General features: G+C 61.9%; 17 protein-coding genes and 1 pseudogene. 8 read left to right on the top strand and 10 right to left on the bottom strand.

Annotated elements, in window-relative coordinates:
- Positions 1–29 precede the first annotated feature (29 nt).
- Both AC1DMK_RS07705 and rpmB read right to left on the bottom strand, forming a co-directional pair.
- Positions 30–665 (bottom strand): queuosine precursor transporter, encoded by a 636-nt coding sequence (locus AC1DMK_RS07705; RefSeq protein ID WP_037059392.1) that lies wholly within the window; start codon positions 663–665, stop codon positions 30–32.
- A gap of 116 nt (positions 666–781) precedes the next feature.
- Positions 782–1,081 carry a 50S ribosomal protein L28 gene (gene rpmB, locus AC1DMK_RS07700; protein WP_037059391.1) on the bottom strand — a complete coding sequence of 100 codons (300 nt, stop codon included), beginning with the start codon at positions 1,079–1,081 and terminating at the stop codon, positions 782–784.
- Positions 1,082–1,320: 239 nt separating this feature from the next.
- Between rpmB and AC1DMK_RS07695 the strand changes: the two genes are divergently transcribed.
- Together AC1DMK_RS07695 and yddG are read left to right on the top strand one after the other, a co-directional pair.
- Positions 1,321–2,097, top strand: coding sequence for a DUF3108 domain-containing protein (locus AC1DMK_RS07695; RefSeq protein WP_477858092.1), 777 nt, complete (start codon positions 1,321–1,323; stop codon positions 2,095–2,097).
- Between the two features lie 30 nt (positions 2,098–2,127).
- Positions 2,128–3,018 (top strand): aromatic amino acid exporter YddG, encoded by an 891-nt coding sequence (gene yddG, locus AC1DMK_RS07690; protein ID WP_477858090.1) that lies wholly within the window; start codon positions 2,128–2,130, stop codon positions 3,016–3,018.
- Between the two features lie 310 nt (positions 3,019–3,328).
- Here the strand turns inward: yddG and AC1DMK_RS07685 are convergent, their stop codons facing one another.
- The 5 genes from AC1DMK_RS07685 to AC1DMK_RS07665 all read right to left on the bottom strand — a co-directional run bounded on the left by AC1DMK_RS07685 (position 3,329) and on the right by AC1DMK_RS07665 (position 10,151).
- A complete protein-coding gene (locus AC1DMK_RS07685) occupies positions 3,329–4,192 on the bottom strand; it encodes a DUF4167 domain-containing protein (RefSeq protein WP_477858089.1) in 864 nt (287 codons plus the stop codon).
- Positions 4,193–4,535: 343 nt separating this feature from the next.
- The gene (gene prmC / locus AC1DMK_RS07680; protein ID WP_477858087.1) at positions 4,536–5,414 is read right to left on the bottom strand and encodes a peptide chain release factor N(5)-glutamine methyltransferase; all 879 of its coding nucleotides are present in this window, start codon (positions 5,412–5,414) and stop codon (positions 4,536–4,538) included.
- The gene (gene prfA / locus AC1DMK_RS07675) at positions 5,411–6,490 is read right to left on the bottom strand and encodes a peptide chain release factor 1 (RefSeq protein WP_037059386.1); all 1,080 of its coding nucleotides are present in this window, start codon (positions 6,488–6,490) and stop codon (positions 5,411–5,413) included. Before prfA ends, prmC begins: the two co-directional genes overlap by 4 nt.
- 28 nt (positions 6,491–6,518) lie before the next feature.
- The gene (gene ptsP / locus AC1DMK_RS07670; RefSeq protein ID WP_477858085.1) at positions 6,519–8,786 is read right to left on the bottom strand and encodes a phosphoenolpyruvate--protein phosphotransferase; all 2,268 of its coding nucleotides are present in this window, start codon (positions 8,784–8,786) and stop codon (positions 6,519–6,521) included.
- 90 nt (positions 8,787–8,876) lie between these two features.
- The gene (locus tag AC1DMK_RS07665) at positions 8,877–10,151 is read right to left on the bottom strand and encodes an aspartate kinase (protein WP_037059384.1); all 1,275 of its coding nucleotides are present in this window, start codon (positions 10,149–10,151) and stop codon (positions 8,877–8,879) included.
- A gap of 399 nt (positions 10,152–10,550) precedes the next feature.
- Between AC1DMK_RS07665 and AC1DMK_RS07660 the strand changes: the two genes are divergently transcribed.
- Together AC1DMK_RS07660 and AC1DMK_RS07655 are read left to right on the top strand one after the other, a co-directional pair.
- A complete protein-coding gene (locus tag AC1DMK_RS07660; RefSeq protein ID WP_477858083.1) occupies positions 10,551–10,784 on the top strand; it encodes a hypothetical protein in 234 nt (77 codons plus the stop codon).
- 399 nt (positions 10,785–11,183) lie between these two features.
- A complete protein-coding gene (locus AC1DMK_RS07655) occupies positions 11,184–11,429 on the top strand; it encodes a hypothetical protein (RefSeq protein WP_051973902.1) in 246 nt (81 codons plus the stop codon).
- A 54-nt stretch (positions 11,430–11,483) separates the two neighbouring features.
- Here AC1DMK_RS07655 and AC1DMK_RS07650 read toward each other — a convergent pair whose 3' ends face one another.
- Positions 11,484–11,843, bottom strand: coding sequence for a hypothetical protein (locus AC1DMK_RS07650; protein WP_477858081.1), 360 nt, complete (start codon positions 11,841–11,843; stop codon positions 11,484–11,486).
- Positions 11,844–12,059 (bottom strand): hypothetical protein, encoded by a 216-nt coding sequence (locus tag AC1DMK_RS07645; protein WP_477858079.1) that lies wholly within the window; start codon positions 12,057–12,059, stop codon positions 11,844–11,846.
- Positions 12,060–12,448: 389 nt separating this feature from the next.
- On the opposite strand from AC1DMK_RS07645, the gene AC1DMK_RS07640 reads away from it, so the two are divergent.
- The 3 genes from AC1DMK_RS07640 to AC1DMK_RS07630 all read left to right on the top strand — a co-directional run bounded on the left by AC1DMK_RS07640 (position 12,449) and on the right by AC1DMK_RS07630 (position 16,986).
- Positions 12,449–12,748, top strand: a complete 300-nt coding sequence (locus AC1DMK_RS07640) for a helix-turn-helix domain-containing protein (RefSeq protein ID WP_477858077.1) — start codon at positions 12,449–12,451, stop codon at positions 12,746–12,748.
- Entirely contained in the window at positions 12,745–14,127 is a 1,383-nt protein-coding gene (locus tag AC1DMK_RS07635; protein WP_477858075.1) for a type II toxin-antitoxin system HipA family toxin, read from the top strand. Before AC1DMK_RS07640 ends, AC1DMK_RS07635 begins: the two co-directional genes overlap by 4 nt.
- 678 nt (positions 14,128–14,805) lie before the next feature.
- Positions 14,806–16,986 carry a CHASE2 domain-containing protein gene (locus AC1DMK_RS07630; RefSeq protein ID WP_477858073.1) on the top strand — a complete coding sequence of 727 codons (2,181 nt, stop codon included), beginning with the start codon at positions 14,806–14,808 and terminating at the stop codon, positions 16,984–16,986.
- A gap of 230 nt (positions 16,987–17,216) precedes the next feature.
- Here the strand turns inward: AC1DMK_RS07630 and AC1DMK_RS07625 are convergent.
- Positions 17,217–18,221, bottom strand: a pseudogene (locus AC1DMK_RS07625) (FecR family protein); the annotation flags it as partial.
- 167 nt (positions 18,222–18,388) lie between these two features.
- On the opposite strand from AC1DMK_RS07625, the gene ubiG reads away from it, so the two are divergent.
- Complete coding sequence (gene ubiG / locus AC1DMK_RS07620) at positions 18,389–19,135, top strand: bifunctional 2-polyprenyl-6-hydroxyphenol methylase/3-demethylubiquinol 3-O-methyltransferase UbiG (RefSeq protein ID WP_477858071.1); 747 nt, start codon at positions 18,389–18,391, stop codon at positions 19,133–19,135.
- Positions 19,136–19,173: the final 38 nt, after the last annotated feature.

Here is a 19,173-nt window from a genome sequence, read left to right as displayed (position 1 = left end):
CTTCGCGAACCCGGGGCGCGATTTGCGGCTCAGCGGGCGCCGGCGGCCTGCATCGGCCGAAGCACGTTCATGAGCGCGCCATAGGGCAGCAGCATCACAAGGCCGACGATCACCTTGACGGAGAAATCGCCGATAGCCCAGGAGATCCAGCGCTGCGCCTGCGCCGAAAAGACCCCGAGGATGGGCGAGGATTCGAGCGCGAAAAGGTCGTTCGGACCAAGGAAGACGAAGAATGCAGCAAAAGCGAAGGAGAAGAAGATTAAAGTATCCAGCATCGAGCCAACAAGCGAGCCGACCAGCGGCGCGCGCCACCAGGCCTGACGGCGCAGGCGGTTAAAGACGGCGATGTCGAGGAACTGACCGGCGAGATAGGCCGCGCCGGAAGCGATGGCGATGCGCGGCACCGACGTGAAGAACGAGAGCGCAACGCCAACCACGAAGCCGGCGAACACCACCTTTCGCGCAGCCTGCGGGCCGAACTGACGGTTGGTGAGATCGGTGATCAGGAAGGCGACCGGATAGGTGAAGGCGCCCCAGGTCAAAAGGTCGGCCAGATTGATGCCGGCAAACTGCGCGTCCACCGGAAACTGCACGAGGAAGTTCGAGGCGACGACGACAAGTGTCATCAGCGCGACGTAGACAACGGTATTGCGCGTCTTAAGCATTTTTTTATCCTGGGGTATGCCACCAGTTGGAGTGATCGGCAGGCAAAGCAAAAGGCTTGTGCGGATATTATCCGTTCAAGCCTTTTGAAGCCTTATAGCAGAAGCGCAGTCGAAGCTCAGGCAGCAACTGCGGCTTCGGCAGCCTTCTTGACGATCTGGCGGCGCAACAGACGAGCGCGCATCGACAGTTCGCCTTCGCTTGCCTTGATCAGGAAAGCATCGAGGCCGCCACGGTGCTCTACGGTACGAAGGGCAGCAGCCGAAACGCGAAGACGGTAACGCTGGCCGAGCGCGTCGGAAATCAGCGTAACCTGGCACAGGTTCGGGAGGAACCGGCGCTTGGTCTTGTTGTTGGCATGGCTGACATTGTTGCCAACGAGGACTGCCTTGCCGGTCAATTCGCACATGCGGGACATGGGACACCTATTCTTGTTTTTCTCGGCCATCAATTGCCGACCCGCGCAAAATCGGGCTTGCAATCCAACAGGCCATGATTGGAAAGTTGCGGTTCTATAATCAGACAGGCCGGGCGCGTCAAGCCAAACCTTGGCGTTTCCCGCAATTCCGTCAAAAAGCTCGTGTTTTCTTCGCGACGCAACAGGCGTATAGACCGTGCTGTACGGCTTTACCAGCCTGCCGGAACAAGGCAGATTTCATGGCTCAATTGGGCAAACGGATTTTCATCTCGGCAATCGCGGCACTGGCCGCGCTTCCAGCCAGTGCTGGCGAGGTCCAGCACCGAACGGAATACAGGGTTTCCCTTGGAATTCTGACGATCGCACGCGCGGCCTTTCTCACGAGGATCGAAGACGACAGGAGTTATGAGATCTCCGGCGACATCAGTTCGGCCGGCCTTGCCGATCTGGTGACCAACATCTCGGCCAAGACCAGCGTCGACGGCGTGCTGCGCGGCGACCGGCTGCAGGCCTCGCGATACCACCTCTACTACAAGAGCGGCAAGCGCGCACGCACCTACGATGTCCGCTACGATAACGGCAACATCACCTCCACGACGGTCAGGCCCCCACGCCGGCTGCCGGCGAACTGGGTCGGTGTGCCGGCAGGCGACATGCGCTCGGTGCTCGACCCGATCTCCGGCCTGATCTTCCCGGCGGGCACCAATGTTTGTGCCCAGAAGCTTCCGATCTATGATGGCGAGATGAGGATGGACCTCGTGCTCTCGCCAAAGGGCTCGAAGGATTTTGCGACGGAAGGCTTCAGTGGCAAGGCGACCGTCTGCAACGTCCGTTTCGTGCCGAGGTCCGGTTACAAGAAGGGCCGCAGCGACATCGAATACCTGAGCAAGAGCAGCCGCATGGAAATCTGGTTTGCCAAGGCCGCGGCGGCGAATGTATATGCTCCTGTCTATGTCCGTATCCCGACGCAATACGGGCCGGTGACCATTACCGCGGTGAAATACACAGCAGGCTGACGGAGTTGATGTCTCCGTGAAGGGGGACGAGTGAAGCTTCGGGCAACTTTGATCGGGTTCACGGCCATTCTCATGTGGTCGTTTCTGGCGCTGTTTACGGCAGCTTCGGGAAAGATGCCGCCGTTCCAGCTTTCCGCCATCTGCTTTGCCATCGGCAGCATTCCCGGGCTGCTGGTGCTGATCCTCAATCCATCGCGCCTGGCGTTGCTGAAGCAGCCAGCCAAGGTGTGGATCGTCGGCATTGCCGGGCTGTTTGGATACCACTTTCTCTATTTTACGGCGCTGCGCAACGCGCCGGCCGTCGAGGCCGGGCTGATCGCCTACCTCTGGCCCCTGCTGATCGTTGTCGGTTCGGCACTGCTGCCGGGCGAGCGGCTTCGCTGGTATCACGTCGTCGGCGCTCTCGCCGGCCTGAGCGGCACCTTCCTGATCGTCGGGCGCAACGGCATCGACTTCGATGGTGCCTACGCCATCGGCTATGGCGCCGCCATCCTCTGCGCTTTCACGTGGTCGGGATATTCGCTGCTGACGCGGCGTTTCGATGCGGTATCGACCGATGTCGTCACCGGCTTCTGCCTTGCGACATCGGTTCTGTCGCTGCTTTGCCACCTGGGACTTGAAACCACCATATGGCCGGAATCGACGTTCGAATGGATCGCCGTCGCCGGGCTCGGGCTTTTCCCGGTGGGAGCGGCCTTCTACGCCTGGGACCACGGCGTCAAGAACGGCGACATCCAGATCCTCGGTGCGGCAAGCTATGCCGCACCGCTTTTCTCGACCCTGATCCTGACGATCTTCGGCTTTGCCGAACCGAGCTGGCGCATCGCGCTCGCCTGCCTCCTGGTGACGGGCGGGGCAGTGCTTGCCGCCCAGGAGATGTTTCGGCGAAGGCGGACGCCGGCAGGACAGGCCGCCGCCTAGCGCATTCGCGGCCGCCTCCCGGAGCGTTCGTTCGGGATTGGATTATCGACCGAAGGCGCGCCGAAGCCGAAAACGCAAAAAGCGGGCATCGCTGATGCGATGCCAGCCGGATTGCCGCGCCGGCGGTTGCGTTTGGAACTCCTCCCGGCTCTGCGCCGCGGTCGACGCGCCGCCGTGAGCTTTGGCCACGCGCTAAATGTCGTGATGTATGTCCTGGTGCGTGCCGCACGCGGCAACCAAAAAGGGCGCCCGTCAGGGGCGCCCTTTTTCGATCACTAGGCTTTCAACTCCTTTTGGAGTACCGAAATCCTTATTCCGAAGCCACATCGGCGAGAACCGGAGCATCGCCGGACGAAGCCTCGCCCTCGCCCGAAGCCTCTGCTTCGCCTTCCGCGCCGCGGCGCGGGCGACGGGGGCGGGTGCCGGTGCTGCGGCGGCGCGGCTGGCGTTCACGCGGCTGGCCGGCTGCACTTTCCTCATCCATGGAGACCTCTGCCGGGATGCCCTCGATGACCGGCTGCGGGCCAGTGCCATCGATGACCTCAGGCTGCGGCTCAACAGCGGCAACCGGAGCCGACCGCTCTTGCTGGCGGCGCGGCTGACGGGCGGGCTGATCCTCGTTTCGGCGCGGCTGTTGCTGCGCCTGCTCGTCCGAACGGCGCGGCTGTTGCTCCTGCTCGTCCGAGCGGCGCGGCTGCTGCTGCGGCTGCTCGTTCGAGCGGTGCGCCTGCTGCTCTTCCGAGCGGCGCTGACGATGCTCCTGCTGCTGGCGCGGCGGCTGAACGACGACGACATCGTCATTGTCCAAGCCATCATTATCATCGCCGTCAGGGCCTTCGCCGTATTCGTTGCGGTCGTCGCGCTGGAAGCGTTCCTGCATCTGCGCCTGTGCGGCGGCAATGATGCGATTATAGTGTTCGGCGTGCTGCAGGTAGTTTTCGGCCATCACGCGGTCGCCGGAGCTGTGGGCATCGCGGGCGAGTTGCGCATATTTTTCAGCGATGTGCTGGGCAGTGCCTCGGATCTTAACGTCTGGGCCGGAGCTATCGTAGCTCCGCGTCAGCGGATTTCCGCCCTTGCGGTTGAAATTGTTGTTGTTATTGCTTCCACCGCCGCCGCCGCCGTTGTTACTGCCACGCCCGCGACCGCGCTTATTCTGCTGTCCTGGCCTCATCGATCGTTCACCTGAATTCTCTGTTTGTGTGGAGTGATGGCACCAACCGCCGTGACCGGACAAACCGTCTCAGGCCCTCGTGCCGCAAGCATACTGCGCCTCCGCGCCGACCTGCCGCTTATTCTCAAGTCAGTTTGACTGATTCACGCATTGGGTCGTGTTCAACCTTTAAAACTCTCGTTTAAAAGAGCGGACCCCCGAGGCCGAGCTAGTATCGAACGAATCGTCGTTCTGTCCTATCTCTCCAACGCGTGGGGGCAACCTATATTGCTTCCCGTGGAAATCCAAGCCTTTTCTTCGCAATGCCGCCAATGTCCTATTCGATGCTTAACTTTGTCGCCGATCACTTGAGCGCGAACACCAGAACCCGGTCATTCTGACCGTAATCCTTTACGGATTCCAGGAACTTGAAACCCTCGGCTTCAAATAGGCCTGTCACGTCGTTCCGCTGATCGTAGCCTATCTCAAGTCCAATAACGCCGCTGGGCTGCATGAACCTTGCAGCATCCTTGGCGATGGCTTTGTAAGCGTCAAGCCCGTCCTGGCCGCCATCCAGCGCGACAGCCGGATCAAATTTCGTCACTTCGGGCGCAAGACCGTGAATGACACTGGACGCTATATAGGGCGGATTTGAGACAATCGCGTGAAACGACCCCCGGATGTTCTCGAACCAGCTGGATTGAATGGTTTCGAACCGATCCTGCAACCCGTTTCTTTCCGCGTTTGATCGTGCCGTCCTCAATGCATCTGCCGATATGTCGCTGCCGATGCCTGACGCGTCCGGACATTCGCTCAACAGCGCAAGGCATATTGCCCCGGTTCCGGTTCCCAAGTCCAGAATGTGGATATTGCCATCCGTCCTTGCAAGGTCCCGCAGATAGGGAAGCATCGTATCAACGAGAATTTCCGTATCGGGCCGCGGTTCCAGCGTCTCGGCCGAAAGCGACAACGGCAGGCCGTAGAACTCGCGCGTACCAAGAATTCGGTGAACGGGCTCATGCGACAGCCGTCGCTCGATGGCCGCCTGAACGGTCGGGAGCCTGGCCCCGACAGGATCGCTCCCGCGTGTCAGCATCTCCGTCGCCGACAGGTCGAGGAGACCGGCCATCAGCACGCGAGCGTCGGTCGCCGGGTCTTCGATGCCGGCTTCGGTGAAGCGTCGGCGGGCCTCGGCCAGCATCTGGGAAACCGTAGGCTCGGCCTGTTTCCCGCTCTCGGTCATTGCTGTTCGCCGAGTTGCGCCAGCTGGCTTGCCTGATAGTCCGCCATCAGCGCATCGACGATCTCATCGATCTCGCCCACCATCATCCGGTCAAGCTTGTAGAGTGTCAGGTTGATGCGGTGGTCGGTGACGCGCCCCTGCGGAAAATTGTAGGTGCGGATGCGCTCCGAACGGTCACCGGAGCCGACCTGGCTCTTGCGGTCGGCGGAACGTTCGCTATCGGCGCGCTGGCGCTCGGCGTCGTAGAGACGCGAGCGCAGAACCTGCATCGCCTTGGCGCGGTTCTGATGCTGCGATTTCTCCGAGCTCGTCACCACGATGCCTGTCGGCAGGTGGGTGATGCGAACCGCCGAGTCAGTCGTGTTGACGTGCTGGCCGCCCGCACCCGACGAGCGCATCGTATCGATGCGGATGTCTTCCGCCCGAACCTCGATATCGATCTCTTCGGCCTCGGGCAGAACCGCAACCGTTGCCGCAGACGTATGGATGCGTCCGCCTGCTTCCGTCTCGGGCACGCGCTGCACGCGGTGCACGCCGGATTCGAACTTTAGCTTGGCGAACACGCCCTTGCCGGTGATCGTCGCAATGATTTCCTTGAAACCGCCGGCTTCACCCTCGCTGGACGAGAGGACCTCGACCTTCCAGCCGTGGGCCGCCGCATAGCGCTCGTACATGCGGAAGAGGTCGCCGGCAAAAAGGGCTGCCTCCGAGCCTCCGGTGCCGGCGCGGATTTCGAGGATCGCGCTCTTTTCGTCGGCGGCGTCCTTCGGCAGCAGCAGAATCAGGATCTCCTGTTCCAGCGCCTCGATCCGCTCCTTCACATCAGGCAGCTCGACCTCCGCCATATCGCGCATTTCGCGATCGACGGATTTGTCTTCCAGAAGCGACTCGAGATCGGTCAGTTCCGCCAGCGCCTTCTCGTACTCGCGGATCTTTGTCACAACAGGCTGCAGCTCGGAATATTCAGAGGCAAGCTTGACGTAGACCTCGGCCGGCGGGCCGGCCGACATGCGCGCTTCGATCTCGCCGAAGCGGCGTTCCAGCTCGCGCATCTTTTCAACGGGAAGCTTCGCCACCCTTCACTCCGATTCTGCTTGTCTATGTCTAAAGAGGAATATTGTGAGCGTCGGCGAAGTGGGCAAGCAGCTCGCGTATCGACGTCGACGTCTTGGTATCGTCCAGCGCCTCGTTCATGGCTTTGCCCAGCGCCTCGGCATCGAGGCCGAGCAGCATCGCCTTGACGGGGCCGATCGAGGCCGGCGACATCGACACCGAGCGGAACCCGATTCCGAGCAGCGCCATCGCCGAAATCGGCTTTCCCGCCAGTTCGCCGCACAGTGTCACCGGTGTATTGTTGCGCTGGCCGGCGCGCACGATATCGCGCAGGATCCTGAGGAACGGCTTGCCGAGCGGATCGAAACGATCCGACACCCGGGCATTGCCCCGATCGACAGCCATCGCGAACTGGAAGAGGTCGTTGGAGCCGACGGAAACGAAATCGACGGCAGCCATCAGCTCGTCGAGCTGCCACAGCAGCGACGGCACCTCGAGCATTGCGCCGAACTGCAGCTTGCGCGGCAGGCCGTGGCCGAAACGCGAGAGATGCTGCACTTCCTTCTGCAGAAGTTCGCGCACTGCGGCGATCTCCGTAACCTCGGTCACCATCGGCACCATAAGCTTCAATTCGACGCCGGCCGCCGCCTTCAGCATGGCGCGAAGCTGCGTGCGCAACAGTCCCGGACGGTCGAGCGAGAGGCGGATAGCGCGCCAGCCCAGCGCCGGGTTTTCTTCCTCGTGGCCCCGGAAATACGGCACCACCTTGTCGCCGCCGATATCGAGCGTACGGAAGGTCACGACGCGGCCCGCCGCCTGCTTCAGCACATTGCGGTAGAACATCTCCTGCTCTTCAGCCTTCGGCATCGTCGAGGCGATCATGAACTGGAGTTCGGTGCGGAACAGCCCGATGCCCTCGGCGCCCGACTCCGCAAGCTGCGGCAGGTCGACCAGGAGGCCGGCATTCATCATCAACGACACGCGCTGCCCATCCTTGGTCAGCGGCTCGACGGCGCGTAGCGCCCGGAATTGCTCCTGCCGGCGTGCGCGGAAGCGCACCTTTTCCTCGTAGGACCGCTGATGCTCCGGCAAGGGCCTGAGATGCACATGGCCGCCATCGCCGTCGATGATCAAGGCGTCGCCATTTTCGGCAAGCGCCACGATGCCCGCGGCCTGGCCGATGACCGGGATGCCCATGGCACGGGCGACGATAACGACGTGGCTGGTAACGGCGCCCTCTTCCAGCACCAGGCCACGGACGTTTGCACGCGGATAGTCGAGGAGTTCGGCAGCACCCATGGCACGCGCCAGGATGATCGCATCGCTCGGGAAACCGTCACCGGCCGTGCGGCCGGTATAGCCGGTCAGCTGCCGGAGCAGGCGGTTCGCCAGATCCTCGAAATCATGCATCCGCTCGCGCAGATAGGGGTCCGTCATGCGGATCATGCGCGCCTTGGTGTCGCTCTGTACCTTCTCGACCGCGGCTTCCGCCGTCAGGCCGTTGCGGATCGCTTCCTCGAGCTTGCGCACCCAACCCTGGTCGTGAGCGAACATCCGATAGGTTTCGAGAACCTCCCGGTGCTCGCCTTCCATCGACATGTCGCGTTGCGACAGAAGGTCGTCGATCGAGATGCGCAGCGAACCCAGCGCCTCGGAAAGCCGCCGGATTTCCTTGTCCGAATCCTCGTTCAAAAGGTTCGTGACGACGATGCGCGGCTCGTGCAGCACGACATAGCCGAGGCCGATGCCCTCGTTGTAGGTGTCGCCATCGATCGTCACCGAACGCGTCAGGTCGAGTTCGAGACCCGGTTTGGTGATCTTCTTGAGCTCGCCGGTGGCGATCATCTCGGCAAGCACCATCGCCGTCGTCTCGAGGGCCTCGAGCTCTTCCTCGCGATAGTTGCGGCTTGCCTTGTTCTGCACGACGAGAACGCCGAGCGAGCGGCCGGTACGCAGAATCGGCACGCCGAGGAACGAGTGGTAGATTTCTTCGCCCGTCTCCGGCAGGTAGCGGAAGGCCGGGTGAGACTGCGCGTCGGAAAGATTGAGCGGCTGCGCCGACGCCGCGATGGTGCCGACGAGGCCCTGGCCCATCTTCAGCTGCGCCAGGTGGACGGCCTCGCGGTTGAGACCTTCGGTTGCATAGAGCTCGAGCACGCCGTCGGCGCGCAGCACGTAGACGGAGCAGACCTCCGCCACCATGTTGCCGGCGATCTGACGCACGATCCGGTCGAGGCGCTCCTGTGGCTCCAGCGGCTCCGCCATCAACTCGCGTAGCCGCCTGAGCAGTACGCGCGGACCGCCGGAAAGGTCTCTCATTGCGTCTCAAGCTCCAAAACAAAAGCAAAGTAACCCGGCAGACAAGCCGCGTCATTTCTCAACTTGAACGCGCGACCAGCTTGCTGGGAATCAATTCTTATCCAGACCGTAGCAGGAATGCAAAGTCCTGACAGCGAGTTCCGCATAAGGACCGTCGATCAGGATGGAAATCTTGATTTCCGAGGTCGTGATCGCCTTGATGTTGATGCCCTTGTCGGCCAGCGCCTTGAAGGCGGTGGCGGCAACGCCGGCATGGCTGCGCATACCGATGCCGATGACCGACACCTTCACCAGGCCCGATTCGTTCTGCACGACGTCGTAGCCGATCTTGTCCTTGTTCTCGCCGAGGACCTTGATGGCCTTCTCGACGTCGCCCGACGGCACGGTGAAGGTCATGTCGGTCTTCGAGCCGTCCTCGGAGATGTTCTGGACGATCATGTCGACATTGATGTGGCTTTCGGCCAGCGGCCCGAAGATCGCGGCGGAGACGCCCGGCCGGTCGGCAAGGCGGCGAAGCGAGATCTGAGCCTCATCCTTGGCATATGCGATGCCGGTGACTACTTCCTGTTCCACGATTTCTTCCTCGTCACAAATCAGCGTTCCGGGCGGATTCAACAAATCACCCATGCCCGGCGCATCGGGATCTTCAAACGACGAACGCACGAATGTGCGCACCTTGAACACCATGGCAAGCTCGACCGAGCGAACCTGCAGAACCTTGGCGCCGAGCGAGGCCATTTCGAGCATTTCCTCGAAGGCGATCTTCTTCAGTCGGCGTGCCTGCGGCACGATGCGCGGGTCGGTCGTGTAGACGCCGTCGACGTCGGTATAGATATCGCAGCGATCGGCTTTGACCGCAGCTGCGATCGCGACTGCCGAGGTATCCGAGCCGCCGCGCCCGAGCGTTGCGATGCGGTTGTCAGGCCCGAGCCCCTGGAAACCGGCGATGACGGCAACCTGGCCCTCGCCCATGCGCTTGACGATGTCGGCGCCGTCGATTTCGAGAATGCGCGCAGCGCCGTGTGCATTGTCGGTGTGGATCGGGATCTGCCAGCCCTGCCAGGAGCGCGCATTGATGTCCATCGCCTGCAGCGCGATCGCCAGCAACCCCGAGGTCACCTGCTCGCCCGAGGCCACGATCGCATCGTATTCGCGCGCATCGTAGAACGGCGAATCGCCGCCGACCACCTTCGGCATTCCCTGCACCCAGCCGACCAGTTCGTTGGTCTTGCCCGACATCGCGGAAACGACGACAGCCACCTCATGGCCTGCATCGACCTCGCGTTTGACGTGGCGGGCAACGTTCTTGATGCGGTCCAGATCAGCGACGGAGGTACCGCCGAATTTCATTACGATGCGTGCCATATGCCTCTACCACAGCCCGAACATGATGCCGAAAGGTGTGAAGCGGTTTCGGACGCCATCATGCTCTATCTTTGCCAGACCGGGAGAGACGAAAGCCACACCCGGCATCACGAAGCCTTGGAAAGCGGCATGGCCGAAGAGCCAGGGATTGGGAGTTCTGGAACCCTTCTAAAGCCTTGCGCCCCAAGGGCCCAAGTTGCGGCGTCTCTTAGCGAGTTTGTCGGGGGGTGGCAAGGTACGAAGCAGAGAATGAAGGCGCGACGGAATGGAAAGCCGGTCGCAGCCATTCGAAGCGCATGTGGTGCGCTCGCGGGGCGGCGATAGCGAGGGCGGCCGGGGTTCGCGCGCGCCCCGCGCTGGGGGCCGCGCCTGAGCCGATTTGCTGAGTCCACCCAGGGGATGACGTTCAACGTCAGGCGCGTGATCGGAAAGGATTACTCGACCGTCGCGTCAACCTGCATCGCTGTCCTTGCGACCGAGATCTATCGGTTCGCGCCGATGGCTGATCAGATCGAGTATGTCCGCTACCTGATCATTCTGGGGCTGTTGATGGCATGCGTCGGAATTGCCACCGCCGCCGTCAGCCACCTCAAGAAACGCGGTGCCTTTCGTGAACCGAATGCTCTCTACTGACATGGAAAGAGCATTCGGAAAGTGTATTGCAGCAACAGCTGACGCAAATCGAGCTTGCACTGAAAGGCTTGCGCCCTGGCGGCGCAAACATCGGGGAACTCTGCAGATCGTCGCCAGGAGACGGGCGCCAGTAGACGGGCGATTGACTACGCTCAGAGCCTCTCTCTGTGTCCCGGACGCCTCAAAGCCCCGACAGACAGACAGTAAGTCCGATGTTTATTTTGCAGCCAATAGTGTAACAGCACCGGATCAAACAATATAAATCCGGCCCTTCCGAAAAAATAGCGCCGCCGCCTATTTTCAAAGGAATGCAACTGTGATTCTTCTTTCTCCACAAGTATGCGGCGTAGAATGATTCGCGACTGTCTTTGATGCTGAATGATTTGGCGGAGATTGCGAATGATCGATACTGATATCGAAAGCTGGGCACTCGCCAGGGCCCACCATATTGTCCTCAACGAGGGCCTGAGCCTTGCAAAGGCAGCACAGGATCTCGATCGCAAGCGGTCGCGCTCCCTTGTTTACGAGCTGCGACGGGTCATAACGGCAGCCATTCTGGAAGCCCACGCGGCATCCACGCATTCCGACCCCTCCCAATCGATGCAGCCGGAGCCGAGGCTCTTGCAGGATCAGGGCGCGGCGTGAGCGCGAGCGGCGGCTCCTTTCCCGGCTGCGTATTTTGCCGCCTTGCCTTGATACCTACACGTCCCTGCCCTCATCCCTGTGCTCGTCACAGGATCCAGCCAAGGCGCGTCGGCGTCGTGAATGACACGCTTCGGTGTTGGACAAGAGTTTTCCGCAATTAGCTAGCAACTGCCACCAGACTTGGAGCCGCTCGAGCGCATAGGATCGCGGCGGGTGGCCGCGGCCGAACGGCGACTTCTCCCGGAGCGCCAGGATCGTCAGGCGCTTGAAGTTCTGATATTCCGCGCGGCGTCGATCGATCCAGTCTTCCTTCCGGTTCTTCTGCTTGATGTGGCCTCCGGCGTACTTGCCATCGATGTGGATTTCGCCCTCGAGCATCATCCGGAAACGACGGCTGGCTACCGCCTCGCGCACCTACATGAGCAGGACCCATGCGGTCTTGTACTGGACGCCCAGCTCGCGGGAAAGCTGCAGGGCGCTCTTGCCCTTCACCGAGTTCACCGAGAACTCTCGGCGGCACGCCTGACGCTTGAAGCGGCGACGCCGGACCTCCCAGCAGTTCTCGTGCGAGAAGTGCACGCAGGTCGGCCGGCCTTCCGTCTCCGGCGGATGACGCAGAAGGCCTTGCACGACTTGTCGTCGTACGAGCGGAGGTGGTTAAGCGTGAACGTCAGGCATAGGGCGAGAGCAGGAAGTGCTGGTTGCCCCAATATTTCTACCCTCCAGAGCGCCTCCAGGTCGGGCGCGGCTTTGCGCGGCTACGGAATGACGGACGGCAGGTTGTCGAGACCATGTTCAATTCCCTGGAAAATACGCAATACGACGGGACCTCGCCGCGGTCGGCGAGAAGAAGGTCAGCGTTGTCGTATCCGTATGATCCTGAACATGAGGCGGACCTCACCAGGGCGATCCGTGCGGGTCGATCGCATGGTTAGAGCACTCCCTTATGGGTCGTTGACGACCAGCATAAATGCTATAATATTAGCAATTATCTTTTTCGGACAAGGACAAGTGCTATTATGCTAGCATTTAAAATGACATCTCCCTCCGAAGTGATCAGGGGCCTCTCGGAAAGAATCAAGCGACGCCGGATTGATGTTGGCCTCACCCAGAGGGAGCTAGCCGCAAGGGCAGGCGTTTCTTATGGCTCTCTTAGGCTACTCGAGGAAACGGGCAAGATATCGCTCGAAGCCCTTGTGAAGGTTGCGTTTGTCCTCGAGGGCGAAGGCGAATTCGACCGCTTGTTTCCGCCTCGACCGCCACAGACAATCGACGATGTCATCGACCGTCCGGTCAAGCAGAGGGTGCGCAGGAAATGAAATTCAACCCGATCCAAAAAATGAGCGTCGTCCTTGATCTCGCGGGGAGTAAGAGAAATCTAGGAACTCTCGCATGGAGCGGTAGCGAACGCAGGGCGTATTTTGAGTACGCGGCGGAATTCCTCGCTGCTCCGTTGTTGATATCCCCTTTTCACATGAGAACCAATCCGGGGCTGATTGCGGCACCCCGCGACCCGTTCGACGGGCTCCATGGCTTGTTCAACGACAGTCTGCCCGACGGATGGGGTCGACTCCTGCTTGACCGCCGTCTTCAAAGGGCCGGCATCGACTATCACCTGCTGACCCCGTTGGATCGCCTCTCTGTAGTTGGAAAGACCGGTATGGGAGCTTTGGCCTATATTCCCGATCTACCCGACGATCATAGGCAACTCGCCGAGGACACAGATTTGGATTGGTTCGTGGATCAGGTCCACCTGGTTCAAGCTGAGATGGATATTGCCGACATCGACACTTTGCAGTGCGCACAGGGCGGCTCCGCAGGTGCGCGACCAAAAATCATGATCGGTTTCAACAAGACTGCGGATTCGTTCATTCTGGATTACGGGCAGGAGATGGAAGCCGGTGCTGAACACTGGATGGTAAAGGCGCGAAGCGCTGCCGACGCCGCCGAAATTGGCGTCGAAGAAAAAGCTTACTCTTTGATGGCGCGCGCCGCGGGACTGGAGATGGCGGAGACGCGGATATTCGAAACAAGGAAAGGCAACCGTCTCTTCGCCACGAAACGGTTCGACCGAACACCTGCCGGCCGACTGCACATGCATACCGCCAGTGGCATCCTGAACGCCAGCCATCGCGAGGTGTCGTTGAACTACGAACAGCTCCACAAGTTAACGCTCATGATGACCCGCGACAGTTCCGAAGTGCTGCGGATGTTTCGAAACATGGTCTTCAACGTGTATGCTCGCAACCGGGACGACCACGCCAAGAACCATGCCTTCCTAATGAAGGGCGACGGGCGATGGACACTCTCTCCTGCTTACGATCTTACGTTCTCTTCAGGACCAGGAGGAGAACATAGCGCGGATGTCGCGGGCGAAGGGAGAAACCCAAGTATGCAGCACCTGCTGACCGTCTCCAGGGGAGCATCGATTTCCGATCAAAACGCGAAGGAGGTCATCGAGCAGGTCCGAGCTGCGATAGGCCGCTGGCCACAGTTTGCTGAGAAGGCAGGGCTGTCCAAATCCCGTACAACTGAGCTTGACCGGATCCTGAACGACAGAAAACCTCCTCAGACACTGCGTAGGCATGATGATCGCAATGACTTCGTGGTCTCCAACCCTTTACGCTCACGGAGACCGAAAAGCAGCGACGATGACGCCGACTACAATGCGGGCGGCGGCTTCAGCCCTACACGTTGATCGTCGATTCCGCGCTGGTAGCAGTTGCTAATAGCGGCGTTTTCTCCAGCCCAAGGACTTGGGTGCACTGGATTCCTGTGACGAGCAGGAATGAGGGGATGCTTATGTTGGAACAGACGAGTAAAATCAGTGGCTTGGCGCAAATCCGTCGCTCGATTCCCCACTCCCCAAACCCGTGCCTACAATTGCCGCGTCCCCTGCCGCAGCGTTGCCAAGGTGCCGATCGGCCCTGACTTCGGTTGTCGCCGCCGCAAATGCCGGCGGGACCGCCACTGCACCGGTCCGATGGTGATCTCGCCGGGCCAGGCCGGCGCGGTGGCCGCGCAAATGGCGATCGGCCTCTCCGGCAATGCATCGCGCCGCTCTGCCCTTGTCTGCCGCCACCTGCAAGGACCGGGCATTCGAACTCTTCAAGGAGCTGCGGACGGCGACTGCTGCCCATCTCTCCAGCAAGCGTCCCGAGCCGCAACCGGATGATGCTGCGTGATCGCCGGCTGGCATCGGAAAGCCCCTCCTTCGGCGCGCGGGGAAAGCTCCCGCCGCAGCCGCCCGAAAGGTGCAGTTGCAACCGGCCGCGGAAACGGGCAGCCTGTTGCGAGCCTGGGGGTATGCGGGCGGGCTCCATTGCTCGGCCCGGCGCGTCCGGCCAGGCCTCCGGCGCAAGGGCCCGATCCCATCATGACGCGAGCGCAGCAAATCGGTGTCATTGTCGGCCTCCTGATCGTCGCGGCCTTCACGATCCTGCGGGCAAGCGACCCCCCGCTCCTGCGTCAGATCAGGGACATCACCTTCGATGAATACCAGCGCATCAGACCCCGTCCCTTCGAAGCGACGCCTGTCCGGGTGATCGACATCGACGAGGCCTCGCTCAAGGAATTCGGCCAATGGCCCTGGCCGCGCGACAGGCTTGCGCTGCTCGTCGAGCGGCTGTCGCAGATGGGGGCGGCAGCCATCGCCTTCGACATTCTCTTCGCCGAGCCGGACCGTCTTTCACCGCGAAGCGTCATGCGCGATGTCGCAGGCGTCGACGCCTCGCTGCTTCGCCGGCTGCCCGACAACGACGAGATATTCGCCGGCGCGATTGCCGGACGGCCGGTCGTGCTTGGGTTCGGCCTGTCGACCGACGGCAACTACCGCCCGCCGGTCAAGGCAGGCTTTGCCTACACCGGCGAAAGCCCATTCAACGCCCCGCCCCGGCTGACGGCCGCCACGCCGCTGCGCCCGCAGCTGCAGATCAATGCCACCGGCATCGGGCATATCAGCCTCAACCCCGGAAACTATTCCTCGGTGGTCCGCCGGGTTCCGCTGCTCCTGACAGACGGCCAACAGCTGTATCCGAACCTCGCGATCGAGGCGTTGCGCGTGGCGCAGGGCGCCTCGACCTATGTCGTATCGACAGCCCCCGATGCGCCAGATACGCTGACCTCGATCAAGATCGGCGCCTTCGTCGTCCCGGTGACGGCGAACGGCGAGCTCTGGCTCTACACCAGCCCCGATGTCGCCGAGCGCTACATTTCAGCCGGACAGGTCCTTGAGCCCGATGGCGCTCCCCCGCAGGTCAGTGCCGCCGTGCAGGGCAGCATCGTCTTCGTCGGCACCTCGTCGGCCGGCCTGCAGGACATTCGCTCGACCGCGCTTGGGCAGAACGTGCCGGGTGTTTCGATGCACGCCCAGACCGTCGAGCAGATTCTGTCAGGGCGTTTCCTGTCGCGGCCGGACTGGGCCGACGGCATGGAGATCCTGTCGATCGCCGTGCTCGGCACCGTCCTCGTGGTGCTGACCACCTTTGTCAGCCCCGCCGTGGCGTTGGCCTGCGGTCTCTTCATCACCGCTCTGGCGCTTGCCGCCTCATGGGTCGCGTTTTCCTACTGGGGTCTCCTCTTCGACCCGCTTGCCCTGATCGTGGCCGGCTCGATCATCCATTTTGCCGCAACCTCGTTCCGCATCCTGGTGATCGACCGCGAACGGCGCGAGGTCCGCCGTGCCTTCGGGCAGTATCTCTCACCCTCGCTGCTCTACCGCATCGAGCACACACCCGATGCCCTTCGCCTCGGCGGCGATGACCGCGAACTGACGGTGATGTTCGTCGACGTGCGCGGCTTCACGGCGCTCAGCGAGCGGCTGCAGCCGGCCGAAGTCGTGCGGTTCCTGAACACGCTGCTCGACGCGCTGAGCCGCCATGTGGTGGCGAACGAGGGCACGCTCGACAAATTCATCGGCGATTCGATCATGGCCTTCTGGAACGCGCCGGTCGATGTTGCCGGCCACCCCGCCAAGGCGGTGCGGGCAGCGCTTGCCATGCGCGAGACGCTGGCAGGCCTCAATGCCGCAGATGCCTTCGGCTTCGGCAAGGATTACGAGGTCGGCATCGGCATCGGCATCCACACCGGTCTTGCTTGTGTCGGCAACATGGGTGCCGAGAGCCGCTTCAACTATTCGGCAGTCGGCGACGCCGTCAACGTCGCGGCTCGAATAGAAAGTTGCTGCAAGGAGGTCGGTTTCGACATTCTCGTCTCGGAGACGACGGCAGGCGTGCTGCCGGACTTCGCGCTGCTCGATGCCGGCGCGCTCGGACTGAAGGGCAAGAGCAGCCGGGCGAGGCTCTACGCCACCGTCGGCGACGAAAAGGTCGGGCGGTCGGTGGAATTCGCCCTGCTGCTACGCCTTCACGAGGAACTTATCACCGCATTGCGCACGCGCGCCGCCGACAGCCGCAAGCGTCTCGCGCGCACGAAGCAGAAGGCATCCGGATTGGCCGCCGCTCTGCCTGAGTTCTATCGCCGCCTGCCGCGCAGGGCCGATCACTTTCGCGACGCGCCTGCCGAAAAGGAGGACGCAGCATCCGAGCCTGCAAACTAGTCGCCAGTACGATTGCGGTCGCGCACCCGGTTCGATTGGTCGCCATGCCGATCTCTGCCGTGCCCGTCGTTTCTCTGCCCATTATCCCCCAGGCCGCCGTCCGCTTGCTGGTCGTTTCCGCTCGCACCGTCGCTCTGTGGGCCGTCTCCGCCGAACCCGTTGCCACCGGGGCGGCTACCCCCAGGCTCACTGCCGCCGAACCCGGTGCTCCCCGCCCCGTCGTTGCCGCTGCGATGGCCTCCGCGTCCGGGTCCGTCGCCGCCGGGCCGGTTGCCGGACTGATCATCGTCGCCACGATGGTCGCCGGGTCCGTCGTCTCCACGTCCCCAGTGGGAACGATTGCCCCAGCCGGGACCGTCACCATCGTCGCGATCGTGATGTCCGTCCCGATCGCGGTCCCAATGGTGATCCTTGTCCCGATCGTGGTGATGTCTGTCGTGCTGCTTGGTCGGTTTGTCCTGCGGCACAGGCGATGGTGGCGTGGGCGCTGGTGCAGGCCGCGTTGGCGTGGGTGGTGGGTCGCGTTGTTGCAGAACACGATCTTTCCGGTCCTGCTTCAGGCTTGCAAGACCGCAACTGGTGCGAATGCCGCCAAGCGCACCCGAAAGCTGCTGATTGCCAGAGAGAAACGGCAGGGCGCGCTGGTTTCCCAGGGCGCCCAACGTCCGTGCGTCCACGGCACGTGGATCCGACACACCGCCACCGCGGGTGGCGATGACGCAATCGCATTGCCGTCTCAATTGCTTGCACCCTCCGGCGCCGCAGAACTGCGCTGCACCACTAAGCAGCACCATGGCCGTCGTACCGTTTGGACCAACATAGAAGTCGAATGCCGTGCCACGGACGCCGATCGTTCCAGCCGGCGTCACGATCGAATAGGCAGACGAAGAGGAGTTGCCGCTGATCCAGCGGAAAGTGCCCTTTGCGGCCCTGATAGTCAGCTTCTTGGCCGAATTCGCATCGTCGTAGACATAGTTGTCGATGACGACGGACGAACCGGCGCCGACAGCCAGTTTCGTTCCGTCCCGGAAGATGAACTGTCCGAGCCCGCTGATGGATGTCTTTATCCGCTCGTCCCGATGCACCGGCGCCCTGACGACCAGCGGCCCGCTCGCGCCCGTCACTTCAGTCCTGATCAGAGTCGCCTCGCCGACCGGCTCCGCAGCGAATGCCGGCATCGGGCTACAGAGCGCAAGACTGAGCATCACGGCTGGAATGCCACGAAGATGGGACATTGTTTTATCCTTAATACATCTACATTAGCATGCAATAATATTAAGTGCGCCATATCCTCTTGGTGTAGTCGAGCCTTTGTCGGTCTATCTCGACGGGCATCCCGGCACCCCTTGACTTCATCAGCCGTTCGTCCGACTTCAGTCGTGACCAACCAAGGAGCAAGCCCATGACGGAAGCGGCCAAGAGCACGATCGACCAGACCGAAGTGGACCGCTTTTCAGCCATGGCGGCCGAGTGGTGGAGCCCGACCGGAAAGTTCAGGCCGCTCCACAAGTTCAACCCTGTGCGGCTCGCCTACATCAGGGATAAGGCAGCCGAGAATTTCGGCCGTGACGTCCGCAGCGCAAGACCGCTGGAAGGCTTGCGGGTCCTCGATATCGGTTGCGGCGGCGGCCTGCTGTCGGAGCCGGTGGCGCGCATGGGTGCGACGGTCGTCGGTGCCGACCCTTCCGAAAAGAACATCGGCATAGCCTCCACGCATGCAAAGGCATCGGGCGTTCCGGTGGATTATCGCGCAATGACCGCCGAGCAGCTGGCCGAGGCCGGCGAGACCTTCGACATCGTTCTCAACATGGAAGTGGTCGAACACGTTGCCGACGTCGATTTCTTCGTCACCACCTGCGCGAAGATGGTCCGGCCTGGCGGCCTGATGTTCGTTGCCACCATCAATCGCACCATGAAGGCGGCAGCGCTTGCCATTTTCGCGGCCGAGAACATCCTGCGCTGGCTGCCACGCGGTACGCACCAGTATGAAAAGCTCGTCCGCCCCGAAGAGATCGAAAAGCCGGTCACCGAAGACGGCCTGACGATCATCGACCGCACCGGCGTCTTCTTCAATCCGCTGTCGAACCAGTGGAACCTGTCTAAGGATATGGACGTGAACTACATGCTGCTCGCCAAGCKGGAGACCTGAGCCGCCGAACGACAACGGCTGCGATCCACCCCCTGCGG

The sequence above is a fragment of the Rhizobium sp. 05L419 genome, from assembly GCF_056397845.1.
Note: the sequence above shows the minus strand (reverse complement) of the source record. Positions and strands in the feature narration are given on the sequence as shown.